Source organism: Corynebacterium aquatimens, assembly GCF_030408395.1.
Classification (GTDB): Bacteria; Actinomycetota; Actinomycetes; order Mycobacteriales; family Mycobacteriaceae; genus Corynebacterium; species Corynebacterium aquatimens.
In genome coordinates this window covers 876,957-892,402 of the sequence record NZ_CP046980.1, presented here as the reverse complement: position 1 = coordinate 892,402, position 15,446 = coordinate 876,957, and the positions used below count along the sequence as shown (strand labels likewise).

Below are 15,446 nucleotides of genomic sequence, written 5' to 3'. Positions count from 1 at the left end.
GTCTTTTCTATTGGGTCTCAGCGGCATCGGAGGAACCGAGCCGGGCGGAAATGGCTTCCCCGTGAGCCGGCAGCTTTTCGTCGTCGGCCAGAACAAGGATGTGCGGCGCGATCTCTTCCAAAGCGGAGTCGCTGTACTCAATGATGTTGGTGGGCTTGAGGAAGGTGTGCGTGCTCAAACCCGCGCTGTACCGCGCGGTTCCGGACGTGGGCAGCACGTGGTTGGACCCAGCGGCGTAGTCGCCGAGCGGCACCGGGGAGTGCGGGCCCACGAAAATCGCGCCGGCGTGGGAGATCCGCTCCGCCACCGACCGTGCATCACGAGTGTGGATCTCCAAGTGTTCCGCGGCGTAGGCGTCAGCGACGCGAATTCCGTGGTCCACATCGTCGACCAACACGATGCCCGACTGCTCACCCGACAACGCGCTGCTGGCACGCTCGGCATTCAAGGTTTGGCCAGCGCGCGCGGCAATTTCTTCGTTGACGCGAGTGGCAAATTCCTCGCTGTCCGTGATCAGGACGCTCGCCGCGTTCTCATCGTGCTCCGCCTGGGAAATCAGGTCCAGTGCCACGTAGACGGGATCCGCGGAATCATCAGCAAGCACCGCAATTTCCGACGGCCCGGCTTCCGCATCAATTCCCACCACGCTGCTGACCAGAGATTTAGCCGCGGCGACGAAAATGTTTCCGGGGCCGGTGATCATGTCGACCGGGTCGATGCCGTCAGCATCAGTTCCTCGCGCATCAGTTCCTTGCGCATCGTCGCCGAACGCCATCAGCGCGATAGCCTGCGCACCGCCGACCGCCAAGACTTCGTCGACGCCCAGCAGGGCGCACGCAGCCAGGATCGTCGGGTGCGGCCAGCCGGATTCCTGCGGCGGGGAGCACACCACCATGGATCCCACTCCCGCTTCTTGGGCGGGGATCACGTTCATTAAAACGCTCGACGGGTACACGGCCTTGCCTCCCGGCACGTACAAACCCACGCGCCCGACCGGTTTGAACACTTCAGTGACCGTTGCGCCGTGCGCGAGCGTGGTCGTATGCGGCTTTGGAACCTGGTCGAAGTGGACCAAACGGATGCGGCGGATCGCTTCTTCCAGCGCCAGGCGCACCTCATCAGAGATCGTTTCCAGCGCATCCGCAATCACGTCAGCGGGCACGCGCACGGATGCCGGACGCACGCGATCGAACTTCTCTCCGTAGTCCAACGCAGCGGCAGCACCGCGGTTCTTTACATCCTCAATGATCGGCATCACGGTGGGCGTCACGCTGGTGACATCCACTCCGCCGCGGGGTAGGACAGAAAAAAGCTGCGCGGCCGAGCATGTGCGGCCGCGCAGATCAATGGTGTGGAGCATGCTCCCTAGTCTAGGACTAGGAGTTGCAGACCTTCCACTTGCCGTTCTCACGCTCGAAGCGCTGAACGCCGGTCTCAGTCTGACCGTTAGACGTAATGGTTGCGTTCGCAGACGCCTTGTTGCCGTCAACGCGGACGTCAGACAGCTTCACGCTAGCGGTCGGCGGAGGCGGCAGCGGCTGGCCCTGCGCCTTTGCAGCTTGCTCAGCAAGCTTGAACTGCTGCTCGGTCTGCTCCAGAGTCATGCCCTGCGCAGCCAGCTTCTCATTCGTCATGTCGCGGATCGGCTTGCAGGAGTTGTCCAAGATAACGCGGGTCCATGCGCCCAGGCTCGGCGGGTTCAAAATCGCGTGTACTGCCGCGGTCATGGCTTTCTTGTCAGCCTCAGAGCCAGGCTTGCCGTTCGCAATCGGCTTAGCGGTGTTGGACGGGATGTTGCCGTTTGCAAACGGATCGTCGATCTGCGGAGCCGCCTCCTTAGGCTTCTTTTCCTTGGACTCTTTCTTCTTCTCTTCCTTCTTGTCGTCCTTCTTCTCATCCTTCTTGTCGTCCTTCGCCTTGGAAGACGTGGTTTCGGACTCAGAAGCCTTCGACGAAGACGGTGCTACGGAAGAGGATGCCTGAGACACCGTTTCCTTTGCGCCTTCCGCAGCGTTTTCTGCGTCGTCCTTGCTGCAGGCAGTCAGCGCCAGCGGCATGATAAGCGCTGCAGACATTACGCTCGCGCCAACGCGCATACGGGTAGTCATCCGGGTCATGGTAGAAATCTCTCCTCAATACTGTCCGGCATCTGCGCCGTCCAGGCTGTGTCCAACTAGAAATGTCGAACGGGTCAGACGGTTGTACAAATCGGGAGTGTATCAACGCAGTCCTTGAACCCATCACGTATGCGGCGGTGAAGTGCTTTAGAGCTTTCTGTGTAAACCCTGACCGCGATCGCTGGTTGTAGGGTATGCGTATGCGGCTGTCCTCTTCGTCGATAAGCGAAAGTGCTCTGCGTATTTGCGACGCCTACGGCCTAGCGGACGTGACCATGCGGCGCGTGGCAGCAACGCTTGATGTCGCGCCCGGCGCGCTGTACTGGCACGTCAAGAGTAAGCAGGAGCTGATCGCGCTGATGGCGCAACTGATCATCTCCCCCACGTTGTCGCACGCGCACGAGGATCCGCGTGAGCTAGCGCATGCTTTACGACGAGCGGTGCTCGCGCACCGCGACGGCGCCGAAGTAGTGATGTCCGCGGTGTCCCAACCGAACTCACGCGTGCGCGAGGACCTGATGAACGCGGTGCGCGCGTCGCTGGGCTCGGGCACAGACGCGAATACAGCAATCCGCGATGCCGCCGCCGCTGGGGTCGTGTATCTGACTTTGGGGGCCGCGGCCGTGCACCAGTCGACGCTGCAGCTGCGTGAAGCGACGTCAGACGGGGGCTCTTTAGACGGGCACTGTGGCGATCACTGTGACGATGAAACTGCCAACGAGCGGGAGGCGCTGCAGGGCATTGATCTTTTACTGAACGGTCTTGAACACACTCCACGCTGAGTCGGCGCCAACTGGTGCCGGGAGGCGCGGAAGAAGCAGACCAAGTGATATACGATCGAAAGCCATGACCTCAGAGACAACTGAAACTCCCACCACCCCTGAGATCCAGGTGTGGCCGGGATCGGCCTACCCGCTCGGATCCACCTATGACGGCGCGGGAACAAACTTTGCCATCTTCTCCAACGTTGCGGAGAAGGTGGAACTATGCCTGATCGACCGCGACGATAATGAGCAGCGCGTTGAATTAACCGAGGTAGACAACCACGTGTGGCACGCGTACCTGCCAGGAGTGCTACCTGGGCAGCGTTACGGCTACCGCGTTCACGGCCCGTGGGACCCCGCGAACGGCAAGCGGTGTGACGCCTCCAAGCTGTTGGTGGACCCGTACGCGCGCGCCTTCGACGGCGAATTTGACGGGCATTCGTCTCTGTTTTCCTACGACATTCACGCGGAACCGGCTGGTTCCGGCCGCAACGAAGAAGACTCGCTGGGCCACACGATGAAGTCCGTGGTGATCAACCCGTTCTTCGACTGGGGCGATGACCGCTCGCCGAACATCCCGGGCAAAGACATGGTGATCTACGAAACCCACGTCAAGGGCATGACGCAGACGCACCCAGACGTCCCGGAGAACCTGCGCGGCACCTACGCGGGCCTGGCGCACCCGTCCGTGATTGACTACCTGCAGGACTTGGGCGTGACGTCGATCGAGCTCATGCCGGTGCACCAGTTCCTTCAGGACGACCGCCTGCGCGATTTGGGTCTGCGCAACTACTGGGGATACAACACGTTTGGCTTCTTCGCCCCGCAGCAGGATTACGCGGCGAGCCAAAAACCCGGCGATGCCGTTGCTGAGTTCAAAGGTATGGTCCGCGCGTACCACGAGGCCGGCATGGAAGTGATCCTGGACGTGGTGTACAACCACACGGCTGAGGGAAACCACTTGGGCCCGACCATCGCATTCCGCGGTATTGACAATGAGGCCTACTACCGCTTGGTCGATGGGGACAAGACCCACTACATGGACTACACCGGTACCGGTAACTCTCTCAACGTGCGCGACCCGCACTCGCTGCAGCTGATCATGGATTCGCTGCGCTACTGGGTCTCCGAGATGCACGTCGACGGGTTCCGTTTCGACTTGGCGTCGACTCTGGCGCGTGAGTTCTCCGACGTGGACCGTCTGGCTACGTTCTTCGACCTGTGCCAGCAGGATCCGGTGGTGTCCCAGGTCAAGCTGATCGCTGAGCCGTGGGACGTCGGCGAAGGCGGCTACCAGGTGGGCAACTTCCCGCCGCTGTGGAGCGAGTGGAACGGTAAATACCGCGACACGGTTCGTGACTTCTGGCGCGGTGAGCCCTCCACCTTGGGTGAGTTCGCGTCCCGCCTGACCGGTAGCTCCGACCTGTACCAGCACAACGGCCGCCGCCCGACGCACTCGATCAACTTTGTCACGGCGCACGACGGCTTCACGCTCAACGATTTGGTGAGCTACAACGAGAAGCACAATGAGGAAAACGGTGAGGACAACCGCGACGGCGAATCCCACAACCGATCCTGGAACTGCGGCGTTGAAGGCCCCACCGATGATCCGGCAATCCACCAGCTGCGTTCCCAGCAGCGCAGGAACTTCCTGACAACGTTGCTGCTGTCCGTTGGCACGCCGATGCTCAGCCACGGCGACGAGTTCGCGCGCACCCAGGGCGGCAACAACAACGTGTACTGCCAGGACAATGAGATCTCGTGGATGAACTGGGACCACTTGGAATACGCCGATGAGTTGCACGATTTCACGCGACGGCTGATCCAGATCCGCAAAGACCACCCGGTCTTCCGCCGCCGCCGCTTCCTTGCCGGTGGTCCGCTCGGCGCCGACGAGCGCGAGCGCGACATCGCATGGCTCGTTCCGTCTGGTGAGCTCATGACCCAAGGCGACTGGGACTTCGCCTTCGGTAAGTCCTTGGGCGTGTACCTCAACGGCAACGCGATCTCCGAGCCCGACGCCCGCGGCCAGCAGATCACCGACGACTCGTTCCTGTTGATGTTCAACGCCTACCACGAGGACATCGAGTTCACCCTTCCCCCGGCACACCTTGGCGCGAAGTGGGAAGTGATCATCGACACCACCGAGCCTTTGGGCTACCCCGCCGAAACCGAGGAGCTCGACGCCCGCGCCACCAAGAACGTTGCCGCGCGCTCCACGCTCGTTTTGCGGCAGATCGAGCCCCCGATTTACGACGAAACCCCCGAGGACACCGAGACCGCCGACGCAGCCGCTGCCGACGCCGCCGCTGCCGACGCGGCCGACGCCGACGCAGCCGCCGAGGGCCAACCATCTCTTTCTGCCGAGGGCGCCGCGATGGCGAAGGTGCGCGCCAAGAGGGAGGCCGCCGAGGCTGACGCTGGCGCTAACGCAGAGGACGCTGCCGCAGAGGACTCTGAAGCCCCCGAAGCCGAAATCGATACCGGGGTGAAAACCACGATCATCGCTAAGGAAGGGGAAAACCCAGCCGACGAAGGCACCGCCACCACCCAGCGGATCATCCCCAGAAACTAGTGTGCGGGCCGGACCCACACACGGCACCGACGGAAAGGTTCACGGTGATCAAAACCCACGGCGCGCACGTCGCAGTTACCACCACCGCGGTGGAGATCCACCCCGATCCCCTCGCCGCGGCGCTTTGCGGTGTGGTGGGAACGGACGCCATTGACATCACCACCATCGGTGACGTCACTGTCCACGAGGGCGACGCCTGGGATGGAGGCGCGGTCTCGCTGACGCTCGCACCTTCTGGCGATAAAAAAGGCGGCGACCCGGACGCCGTCGTGATCCGCTTCGCACCGGGTGACACCGACGGCCCGTCGCACCTGGCCGGGCTTATCCGCGCGGCGATCAGCGGCGACGCTGAGGCGCTGTCCAACGATCCAGCCGCCGCCGCAGCCCTCCCCGGCTTTGATTTCGTGGCATTGGATGTAGAAACCGCTAACCAGAACTGGGGATCGGTGTGCCAAATCGGCCTGGCGAAAGTCACAGACGGCGAGATCACCGAAACCGCCTCATGGCTCTGTCAGCCACCGGAGCCGATCGCACAGTTCGACGATGCCAACGTCACTATCCACGGCATCGCGCCGGAGAAGGTTGCGGGGGAACCGACCGTCGCTAAGCGTCTTGAAGAGCTCGCCGCGTTCGTGGGCGACCTCCCCGTGGTAGCGCACAACGCGTACTTCGACGCCAGTGCCTTACGCACCGCGGCCATTTATTCGAACGTTCCCGCACCGAGGTTCTCATTTGGCTGCACCTTGGCGCAATCGCGCGCGACGGACTTGGGCGTGGCCAACCACCGCCTGCCCACGGTGTGCGACGCGGTCGGCGTGACCTTGGACAACCACCACGACGCCGCCGACGACGCTAGGGCCTGCGCGGAACTCATGGTGGCCCTTGCCCGGCGCGCGAAGCACACGGGCACGCTGATCGAGTTCATCCACGCGACAGGGTTTGCGCTTGGATCCATCGGCGACGACCGCGTCACCCCCAGCTTGCTGGACCGCTCAGGCGCCACGATCGCGCTGCAAGCTCGCGCCGCGCAGACGCAGGCGACCGGTTGGGCGGGAGCACTTCCCGCAACCGACGTCGACGACGCAAGTGAGAACCCTGCGGAAGCCTCACACACCCCCACGTCCAACACCGGTGCTGGTGCCGGTGCTGGCGCTGGCGAGAAGAAAAGCCGCCGCGGGCCCGCACCGTGGCAGGCTGTGGCCACGCCGGACACTATCCCCGAGCCCTCGCCGGACGCGAATCCCAATTCGCCTTTGTTCGGCCACAACGTGACCTTAACGGGCGAGTTCGAGCCCTACGACAAAGGCACCCTGTGGGACGGCATCGCGGCACAAGGCGGGAAGATTGGCAAGAACGTCACCAAGAAGACCACCGTGCTTGTTGTCGGCGAATGGGGCTCAATGACGTCGAAGGAGAAGCGTGCTCGCGAGCTCATCGACAAAGGCCAGGAGATCCAGATCTGGACGGCGCAGCAGCTTATCGACGTCCTCGACCTGCCCGCGTAACCCAACAGCTAAAGCTCGAGCCACTCCGAACGCAGGATGCCGTGGCGGGAGCAGGCTGCTTCCCAGCTCATGGGGCTGACTTTCACGATCATGCGCCGTTGGCACAGGGGGCAGATGCGCGGGGCGTCGTAGGGGCGCGCGGGGTCGCGGGGCAGGTCTACGTCGCCGGCTAGGACGGCGTCGGCGAGTTCAGTGCTGTCGGGGATTTTCATCGCTGCTCTTCCTCAAGGCGGTAGGCACACACGCAGGTGTTGCCTACAGCGAGGTCAGGGTGTCGTACAGCGGGCCGTGTCCTGTGTTCTTCCGCTCGCCGACGGGGGTAATTCCCAGGTTTAGGCGCGAGTTGGCCGCCGTGTCTTCGGCTGCAGTGGGGTTCGCAGTAGCGCCAGCAGAAGCGCCCGCAGAGCAGCACGAGGGGCCCGCGGATGCGTGCATTGCGCGATCAACGGCGTCACGGTCGCGCTCCATGGGGCGGCCGAAGGTGGTCAGGTAGTTGCCGCCGATGATGGCGTTGGCGCCGCCGAGGAGGCCGGCTTCGGTCCCATCGTCGCCAAGCGCGAGCTCCGTGCCACCCGCAAACCGCAACTGGGTGCGCGGCATGGCGAGGCGAAAGGCAGCGACAGTGCGCAGCGCCTCACCCTGCGGAACCAGGGGGCGGTCGGCGAACGGCGTGCCCGGGCGCGGGTCGAGGAAGTTCAGCGGCACCTCGTCGGGCTCGACGCTGGCGAGCTGGACGGCGAACTCCGCGCGCTGCTCAATCGTCTCCCCCATGCCGATGATGCCGCCGCTGCAGACCTCCATGCCGTTCGCGCGCACGAGATCAAGGGTGTTCTTTCGCTCCTCCCAGGTGTGCGTGCTCACCACGTGCGGAAAGAAGCTTCTCGACGATTCCAAGTTGTGGTTGTACCTACTCACACCCATGCCCTTGAGCTGTGCCGCCTGGTCTTCGTTCAAAATGCCCAAGGATGCGGAGATGGAAATGTCCACCTCGTTGGTGATCGCCACGACGGCGTCCGCAACCTGGTCGAGGAGCTTTTGATCCGGACCTTTGACCGCAGCGACGATGCAGAATTCGCTCGCGCCCATTTTTTCCGATTGCTTGGCGGCTTCCACGAGCTCACCGATATTGAGCGTGACCGCGCGAACCGGTGACTCAAACAGGCCGGACTGGGAGCAAAACGAGCAATCCTCCGGGCAGCCACCTGTTTTCAGCGAGATGATTCCTTCCAGGCTCACGTCCACACCGCAGTGCGCGATGCGCGTTTGGTGGGCGAGGTCTAAAAGATCCTGAAGGTGATCATCATCAATGGTGAGGAGCTCGTAGACCTCCTGTTGGTTCAACCCGATCCCTTGGACGAGGGCTTTTTCCTGTGCGATCTCCAAGATGGTGCTCACGGTGTCTCCTTGGGTGGGGTCTGTTCCTGGGTTGCGGATTAGTCTAGCGCCTTAATTGAACACCGTTTAAGGCGCCCCGGTTCAGCTTTTCGGGTTAAAATTCACCCGAGGGGTTCACGCAGAGGGGAAACCCCGCGGCACTGGGTGGGTGCCGCAGGGACCGGGTTTTCTCCGGTGCGGGAAAACTTTTTTCGCACCGGAGGGAACCTGGACGGGGTGTGCGGAGTCTAACGGATAAGAACCGAAAGATTCGGGGCTACTTCTAACGGGGATCCGCGCGAAGACCACAACAACACACAGGGGGAACAATGAAACCAGTCGTAGCGCAGCCAGAAAATCTGGCCACGGGGGAACTGACGGGACGCACGGAGCGCACGAGGCGCCTGTCACGCGATGAGGAACTGGCCGCGGTGGTGCCGGTGATGGCGAGGAGGGAGGCCGTCGTCAAGCATGCGGGCGGACGAAACGGGGTGCCGTACACGGCGGATGTGGCGTTCATTAGCCTCTCGCGTGACCTCGTGAGCGTGATCGGGCGGCGCGACGGCTCGATCCTGAACCACCAAGAGGTCGGGCGGACCGGATTGAGCACGCACCACCTGTGGAACCACGCGGCCGTGAATCTGCTGCAAACCCAAAAGACCGCGTCGGTGGCGGAGTTCATGGTGCGCAACGCCTCCTTCGAGTTCGGGCCGGAGAGTCCGCGCGGCTTCGAGGTGAGAGCACCGCAGGGGCCCGCGGCATCGTGGATGGCGCACCCGAAGACGTTCCAGTTGCTGCACAACCACTTCACTACCGTGCTGGAGCCGAAAAAGGAGCTGTTCTACGTAACTCGCGACTACTGCGAGCTCTTCGTGTTCGACGCCCACCCGCTGGAAATCGCTCCGCTGAACTGCCCGACGGACCCGCTGGAGTATTCGTACGGTTTCCCGCTCACGGTTGCGCTCGCGCGTGTGCCGGCCTGATGCAGCTACTCTGGGGAAGGCTTAATACGCGATACCCAGAGGAGTTTTAATGCACCGCCCGATTACCTCCACCTACCGCCTCCAGCTTCGCGGGCCGGGGGCGGACCCGTCCGGCCGGGGGTTTGGTTTTACGGATGCGGCCGCGCTGGTGCCGTACCTGAAGTCGCTGGGCATGTCGCACCTTTACCTGTCCCCCATCTTCACGTCTTACCCGGATTCCAACCACAACTATGACGTCACGGACCCCACGCTTGTCAACGAGGAAATCGGGGGCATCGAGGGCCTGCGCGAACTCGCGGCCGCCGCGCACGAGGCGGGGCTGGGGCTCATCATCGACATCGTGCCCAACCACCTGGGCGTAGAAACACCGCAGCTGAACAAGTGGTGGTGGGACGTGCTCAAAAACGGCCAGGGCAGCGAGTACGAGTCCTACTTCGACATCGACTGGCACTCCGACAACGGCGCCGACGGCAAACTCGGCCTCCCCGTTTTGGGCAAGGAGGGCGACGAGGAGGCGTTTCGCCTCATTCACCTCGACGAAATCGATGAGCCTGTGCTGGCGTACTACGAGCATTATTTTCCGCTGGCGCCAGGAAGCTTCGCCTCGCTTGACGACGACCCCCTGGAGGTCTACTCCCGCCAGCACTACCGCCTCATGTACTGGCGCGACGGGGTAATTTCCTACCGCCGGTTCTTCTCCGTAAATGGACTGGCGGGCATCCGGCAGGAGGATCCGCTGGTCTTTGAGCACACGCACCGCGTGCTGCGCCAGCTCATCGCCGAAGATCTTATCGACGGCGTGCGTGTGGACCACCCCGATGGTTTGGCCGATCCGTTCGGATACTTGAACCGCCTGCGCGATCTGATCGGGCCGGATCGCTGGCTAGTCGCGGAAAAGATCCTCGGCGTCACCGAGCCACTGGATCCGCGCTTGGCGGTCGACGGCACGACGGGCTACGACGCGATGCGCGAGCTCGACGGGGTGTTCGTCTCCCGCGAGGCAGAAGACTCCATGAGCATGCTGTCACTCCAGCAGTCGGGTTCCACATGGGATGAGCACGCCATCGAGGCAGCGGAACACCAGCTCAAAGCCGACGTCGCCCGCTCCGAGCTCGCCGCGGAAATCCGCAGGCTCACCCGCGCCATTCGCCGCGATAACTTCTCGACGGCAGGTTCCACCGTCTCCGACGAAGACCTCACCGCCACGGTGATTGAACTCGTCGCGGCGATGCCGGTCTACCGCGCGGACTACATTTCGCTGTCCCGTACAACGTCCACGGTGGTGGCGGATATGGTGAGAAGGTTTCCGTCGAGACGCGCAGCGCTCGACCTGATTTCCGCAGCGCTATTGGCGAACGGCGAGGCTAAGACGCGCTTCGCGCAAGTCTGCGGTGCCGTGATGGCGAAGGGTGTGGAAGACACGCTGTTTTACCGCGCGTGCCGTTTGGTGGCGCTGCAGGAAGTCGGCGGCGCGCCGGGCCGTTTCGGGGTCTCGGCCGCGGAGTTCCACCTGCTGCAGCAGGAGCGTTGCACCCTGTGGCCGCAGGCGATGACGGCGCTGACCACACACGACACGAAACGCAGCGAAGACACCCGCGCCCGCATCATCGAGCTGACCGAATGGCCAAAGACCTTCAGCGAACTCGTGCGGCAGGTCTCCGCCCTCGTACCCGCCCCCGACCAGGCGACCGCCCACTTCTTGTTCCAGAACATCATTGGCGTGTGGCCCGCCGACGGGGAGATCACTGACGCGCTCCGCGAACGCCTCCACGCGTACGCGGTCAAGGCCACGCGTGAGGCGGGCCTGCACACGTCCTGGTTTGACCCGGACTCGAGCTTCGAAGACGCCGTGGTGGACTGGATCGACGCCGTGCTCGACGGGCCCGCGCAATCGATGATCTCCGACTTCGTAGCACACATGCACCGCGGCGCCGTACAAATTTCCATGGGCCGCAAGCTGCTACAACTGGTCGGACCGGGAATCGCCGACACCTACCAAGGCCAAGAGTTCATCGATCTATCTCTCGTGGACCCGGACAACCGCCGATTCGTGGATTACATGCACCGGTCACAGGCTCTCGAGCAGTACAAAGAGCAGGCCGCGGAGGGCCGCCAGTACGAGGTGCTCGTCGCCGCGCGCGACGCCGCCGCCGGCACTGCCACCGTCGCCGCAGCCGACCCAGCCACCGCAGCCGCGGCCGACCCCGCCGCCGCAGCCAACGCCGCCAACACCGCCCCCGCGGCCGACCCCGCTGCCGCAGCCACCGCCGCCGCGCACGCCACCTACCCGCACCTCGTGTCGATGGCTGACACGGTCAAGCAGGCTGTGGTCCACGAAGCCGCCACGTTACGCAGGCAGTACCCCGACATCTTCATCGGCGGCAATTACCAGGCCGTGTTTGGTGTCGGCGAGGCGGAGTCTCACCTGGTGGGCATAGCGCGCGGCGACGCCGACACCCGCGGCGACGCCGGGCTGTCCGTCATCGCGCTCTGCGTCCGCCGCCCCCTCATGCTCGAGGACCGCGGCGGCTGGGGCGACACCACCGTCACACTCCCCGAGGGCGATTGGACTGACCGCCTCACCGGCCGCACCTTCTCGGGCACGGTAGAGGTCGCATCGCTTCTCGACGTCCTCCCCACCGCCCTCCTCGTCAGCCAACACTTGGAAACTTCCCGCGCTGGCATCTAACCGCCTCCGCGCTGCCCTCGCGCTTCGCCCGCGCGAAAGGGGCGGCCCGGGCTGCGGGTTAGCGGCCGCGGAGGCGATCCAGCTCGCGGCGCGGGTTAGCGGCCGCGGAGACGATCCAGCTCGCGGCGGTCGCGTTTTGTCGGGCGGCCGGCGCCGGGGTCGCGCCGTGGCATCGAAAACCAGATCTCGCGCGGAGGTAGCTCCGGGGAATGATCGATGTAACACGTCCGGGCGATTGGCGCCCCGACGCGCTTTTTTAACGTCGCAGTGACCTCATAGTCGTAGTCACGGAAGTCCTTCCAGGCACGCACGCGGTCGCCGGGGGCGACGGGGGCCGAAGGTTTCGTCGATAAGCCATTGAGTTTCACGTGCCCCGCGCGAACGGCTTTCGCGGCCTCTGAACGAGTCTTGTACAGCCGCACGGCCCACACCCACTGGTCGATACGAACGGGGCCTGACCCCACTTCGGTGTTGGTCATCTACTGCGGATCCTGGTGGTTGATGATCTGCTGAACCTTGTTGTAGTTGTAGCCACCACCGACAACAGCAACGATGAGCCCCAGCACCAGCGCCGTGACCAATCCCACGGAGGTGAGCAGCCCCACCGCCACGCCACCAAGGATGCCGCCGCCCGCCCACAAAACGGCGTTGCGGGAGTACTTACGCACGGCTTGTTTACGGGCTTCGATCGGGTTGCCTGGTCGGGGCTGCAAAGTCATGCCCGCCAGTCTATCCGCTCACCCGCTTAGTCACGAAAGACCGCACCGTCACAGGCCTCCCACCCGCTCCCCGTCTTCAAACCACGCCGCCGACGTTCGCGAAGCAACGGCGGCCCCGGCGGTGTATTCGGCCACAATCGCGTTCACAGCATCCAAGGTCCCGGGTTCATACCCCAGTGTGTACGTGACCGATTCGCCGTAGGAGGTGTCGACGATGCGTGTAGACGATCGTCGTAAAGCTGCTTCGATGCGAGGCCCCTCCGCGTAAGCCAAATCGACTTCCGCCACCTCAAGGAGCTCCCTTTTAGCGCGCGGTACCTCTGCCAACGCCTGCGACACCGACTCCCCGTAAGCGTGGACCAGCCCGCCCGTGCCGAGCTTGATCCCGCCGAAATACCGCGCGACCACCGCGACGACGTGCTCCAAGCCCGACCCCCGCAGTACGTCAAGCATGGGCATCCCAGCGGTACCCGCGGGTTCGCCGTCGTCGCTAGAGCGTTCAATCGGCATCGCGCCTTCCGCGTGGATGATGAACGCAGTGCAGTGGTGCCGCGCGTCCGGGTAGGCGTGCTTCGCGGCGGCGATCACCTCGCGCGCGTCCTCCTCGCTCTCGGCGCGCGCGATCCACGTGATGAAGCGCGAACGCTTGATGGTCAGCTCGCGCTCAAGCGGCGCGGCGAGGCGGGGTAGTTCGAAAGATTCCATTTCTTATGTAGCGTAGTTGGCACTATGGATTCAGTGGATTCAGGCGCAGTTTTTGAGGTGTGGGCGCCGCTCGCGCACGACGTGCGAGTGGTCGTCGACGGCACGACGCACGACATGAGGCGCGCAGACGGTCGCTCTGGGTGGTGGACGTGCGACGTGGTCAAGGTCGCCGGACAAAGGTACGGCTTTTCGCTTAACGACGGCTCCTCATGGCACGGCCCCTTCCCCGACCCGCGCTCACGGCGGCAGCCAGACGGGATCCACGGGCTGTCTGAGGTCGTCGATTCGGCGTTCGAATGGACCGATGACCACTGGACGAACTACGAGCTTCAAGGCCAGGTCATCTACGAGCTCCACGTAGGCACCTTCACACCGTCTGGAACGTTTGAAGGGATCATTGAAAAGCTTGACTACCTCGTTGAGCTTGGCGTGACGACGATTGAGCTCATGCCTGTACAACCCTTCGGCGGGACCCGGAACTGGGGCTACGACGGGGTGGAATGGTTCGCCGTCCAAGAGTCCTACGGCGGGCCGGAGGGGCTGAAAAAGCTTGTCGACGCGGCGCACCACAAAGGCGTCGGCGTGTTCTTGGACGTAGTGTTCAACCACTTCGGGCCGGACGGGAACTACAACGGGTTGTTCGGGCCTTATACCACCGCCGGGACGACGGGGTGGGGCGACGTAGTGAACCTGTCCGGGGCGGCCTCCGATGAAGTGCGCGCGTACGTACTGGATGCGGTGCGGCAGTGGCTGGACGAGTTCCACATCGACGGCCTGCGCCTGGACGCCGTGCACTCCTACGACGACCGGGCGGCGTACTCCATCATGGAGGAAATCAACCTGGTGGCCGATGCGATTGAGGTAAAGAACGGACCGAACCCGATCATCATCGCCGAAAGTGACTTGAATGACCCGCGGATCATCGCCGACTATTCCCGCGGCGGCTATGGGCTGGACGCGCAATGGCTTGACGACGTCCACCATGCACTCCATTCCGTCGTCAGCGGGGAAACGATGGCGTATTACGAGGACTTCGGGACGATTGAGATCCTGGCCGACACCCTGCGCCACGGCTACCGTTTCCGCCACGACTGGTCGAACTACCGCGGCCGCACCCACGGCCGCGCTCTGAACCTAGCCGAGATCGCGCCGTGGAAACTGATCACCTACACCACCACGCACGACCAGGTAGGCAACCGCGCTGCCGGTGACAGGCCGTCGATGAACCTGACGCCAGCGCAACACGCGCTGAAAGCTGCTGTGATTTTCTTCAGCCCGTTCACGCCGATGATCTTCATGGGCGAAGAATCCTACGCACAGACGCCGTTCCCGTTCTTTGTCAGCCACGACGACGAGAACCTAAACAAACTCACCCGCGAAGGCCGCGCCCACGAGTTCGCCCGCTACGGCTGGAACATGTCAACTGTTCCCGACCCCGCCGACCCCGCCACCTTCGAATCGGCCAAAATCGACTGGAATTTCGACGACGCCGCGGTTGACATGTACGAAACCTACAAGGTCCTGCTCACCCTTCGCCGCCAGCTGGGCCTCGCGCGCGACGACTTGCGCGAGCTGCACGTCGACCACGGCACCACCCCCGAACCCCGCGACGGCTACCCAGGCAGCTGGCTCACCATGGGCTACGACGAGGTTATCCTCGCCGCCAACTTCTCCAACGAACCCGTGACCGCACCCGTGGGCGGCGAGCTTCTCTACTCCTACACCAACCCAGAAGTCGGAGCCACTGAAACCAAGTTGGACCCCTGGGGCTTCGCGATAATCCGTCGCTAACCCGCACCCTCCGCCCCGGCGCCCCGCGCCCCCGCTGCCCCGGCGGCCCTCACTGCCCGCGCCGCGCTGCCTCTCCCCGCTCTGCCTGAATTGTGCGCTGGAAACGTCGGAAAACGCTACGGAAAACGCTTTGGTGGGGTTGCACGGGTGGTCGTTTCACGCCAACCCGCGTGCGAGGGGCGAGTTACACGGTGGCCGTTTCACGGGGCGTGTTGCACGGGTGG

The 15,446-nt window shown here is 63.7% G+C and carries 13 protein-coding genes; 6 read left to right on the top strand and 7 right to left on the bottom strand.

Going from position 1 to position 15,446, the window contains the following annotated elements; translation table 11 throughout:
* Positions 1-7: 7 nt before the first annotated feature.
* A complete protein-coding gene (gene hisD, locus CAQUA_RS04045; RefSeq protein ID WP_196824404.1) occupies positions 8-1,360 on the bottom strand; it encodes a histidinol dehydrogenase in 1,353 nt (450 codons plus the stop codon).
* Positions 1,361-1,376: 16 nt separating this feature from the next.
* Positions 1,377-2,108, bottom strand: a complete 732-nt coding sequence (locus CAQUA_RS04040; RefSeq protein WP_196824405.1) for a hypothetical protein — start codon at positions 2,106-2,108, stop codon at positions 1,377-1,379.
* 209 nt (positions 2,109-2,317) lie between these two features.
* Between CAQUA_RS04040 and CAQUA_RS04035 the strand changes: the two genes are divergently transcribed.
* The 3 genes from CAQUA_RS04035 (at position 2,318) to CAQUA_RS04025 (ending at position 6,961) form a co-directional block, all read left to right on the top strand.
* Positions 2,318-2,899: a TetR family transcriptional regulator gene (locus CAQUA_RS04035; protein ID WP_196824406.1), complete on the top strand. Its 582-nt coding sequence runs from the start codon at positions 2,318-2,320 to the stop codon at positions 2,897-2,899.
* Positions 2,900-2,963: 64 nt separating this feature from the next.
* Positions 2,964-5,456 (top strand): glycogen debranching protein GlgX, encoded by a 2,493-nt coding sequence (gene glgX, locus CAQUA_RS04030; protein ID WP_196824407.1) that lies wholly within the window; start codon positions 2,964-2,966, stop codon positions 5,454-5,456.
* Positions 5,457-5,500: 44 nt separating this feature from the next.
* Positions 5,501-6,961, top strand: a complete 1,461-nt coding sequence (locus CAQUA_RS04025; RefSeq protein ID WP_196824408.1) for an exonuclease domain-containing protein — start codon at positions 5,501-5,503, stop codon at positions 6,959-6,961.
* An 8-nt stretch (positions 6,962-6,969) separates the two neighbouring features.
* Here CAQUA_RS04025 and bsaP read toward each other — a convergent pair whose 3' ends face one another.
* Complete coding sequence (gene bsaP / locus CAQUA_RS04020; protein ID WP_196824409.1) at positions 6,970-7,173, bottom strand: biotin synthase auxiliary protein BsaP; 204 nt, start codon at positions 7,171-7,173, stop codon at positions 6,970-6,972.
* A gap of 43 nt (positions 7,174-7,216) precedes the next feature.
* Positions 7,217-8,356 (bottom strand): biotin synthase BioB, encoded by a 1,140-nt coding sequence (bioB, locus tag CAQUA_RS04015; protein WP_196824410.1) that lies wholly within the window; start codon positions 8,354-8,356, stop codon positions 7,217-7,219.
* A 308-nt stretch (positions 8,357-8,664) separates the two neighbouring features.
* Between bioB and CAQUA_RS04010 the strand changes: the two genes are divergently transcribed.
* Positions 8,665-9,318, top strand: coding sequence for a hypothetical protein (locus CAQUA_RS04010; protein ID WP_196824411.1), 654 nt, complete (start codon positions 8,665-8,667; stop codon positions 9,316-9,318).
* A gap of 49 nt (positions 9,319-9,367) precedes the next feature.
* Positions 9,368-12,007: a malto-oligosyltrehalose synthase gene (gene treY / locus CAQUA_RS04005; protein WP_196824412.1), complete on the top strand. Its 2,640-nt coding sequence runs from the start codon at positions 9,368-9,370 to the stop codon at positions 12,005-12,007.
* 95 nt (positions 12,008-12,102) lie between these two features.
* On the opposite strand, the gene CAQUA_RS04000 is transcribed toward treY, so the two are convergent.
* Genes CAQUA_RS04000 through CAQUA_RS03990 form a run of 3 tightly spaced genes read right to left on the bottom strand, consistent with a single transcriptional unit; the run spans position 12,103 to position 13,431 of the window.
* Positions 12,103-12,486: an RNA-binding S4 domain-containing protein gene (locus CAQUA_RS04000; protein WP_196824413.1), complete on the bottom strand. Its 384-nt coding sequence runs from the start codon at positions 12,484-12,486 to the stop codon at positions 12,103-12,105.
* Positions 12,487-12,726 carry a hypothetical protein gene (locus CAQUA_RS03995; RefSeq protein WP_196824414.1) on the bottom strand — a complete coding sequence of 80 codons (240 nt, stop codon included), beginning with the start codon at positions 12,724-12,726 and terminating at the stop codon, positions 12,487-12,489. It abuts the gene before it with no gap.
* A 48-nt stretch (positions 12,727-12,774) separates the two neighbouring features.
* Positions 12,775-13,431, bottom strand: coding sequence for a YigZ family protein (locus CAQUA_RS03990; protein WP_196824415.1), 657 nt, complete (start codon positions 13,429-13,431; stop codon positions 12,775-12,777).
* Between the two features lie 24 nt (positions 13,432-13,455).
* On the opposite strand from CAQUA_RS03990, the gene treZ reads away from it, so the two are divergent.
* Positions 13,456-15,222 (top strand): malto-oligosyltrehalose trehalohydrolase, encoded by a 1,767-nt coding sequence (gene treZ, locus CAQUA_RS03985; RefSeq protein ID WP_196824416.1) that lies wholly within the window; start codon positions 13,456-13,458, stop codon positions 15,220-15,222.
* Positions 15,223-15,446: the final 224 nt, after the last annotated feature.

Coding starts and splice junctions, on each gene's coding strand:
- CAQUA_RS04000 (WP_196824413.1), bottom strand. CDS start 12,486: ATGACCAACACCGAAGTGGGGTCAGGCCCCGTTCGTATCGACCAGTGG.
- treY (WP_196824412.1), top strand. CDS start 9,368: ATGCACCGCCCGATTACCTCCACCTACCGCCTCCAGCTTCGCGGGCCG.
- hisD (WP_196824404.1), bottom strand. CDS start 1,360: ATGCTCCACACCATTGATCTGCGCGGCCGCACATGCTCGGCCGCGCAG.
- glgX (WP_196824407.1), top strand. CDS start 2,964: ATGACCTCAGAGACAACTGAAACTCCCACCACCCCTGAGATCCAGGTG.
- CAQUA_RS03995 (WP_196824414.1), bottom strand. CDS start 12,726: ATGACTTTGCAGCCCCGACCAGGCAACCCGATCGAAGCCCGTAAACAA.
- CAQUA_RS04010 (WP_196824411.1), top strand. CDS start 8,665: ATGAAACCAGTCGTAGCGCAGCCAGAAAATCTGGCCACGGGGGAACTG.
- bsaP (WP_196824409.1), bottom strand. CDS start 7,173: ATGAAAATCCCCGACAGCACTGAACTCGCCGACGCCGTCCTAGCCGGC.
- treZ (WP_196824416.1), top strand. CDS start 13,456: ATGGATTCAGTGGATTCAGGCGCAGTTTTTGAGGTGTGGGCGCCGCTC.
- CAQUA_RS04040 (WP_196824405.1), bottom strand. CDS start 2,108: ATGACTACCCGTATGCGCGTTGGCGCGAGCGTAATGTCTGCAGCGCTT.
- CAQUA_RS03990 (WP_196824415.1), bottom strand. CDS start 13,431: ATGGAATCTTTCGAACTACCCCGCCTCGCCGCGCCGCTTGAGCGCGAG.
- CAQUA_RS04035 (WP_196824406.1), top strand. CDS start 2,318: ATGCGGCTGTCCTCTTCGTCGATAAGCGAAAGTGCTCTGCGTATTTGC.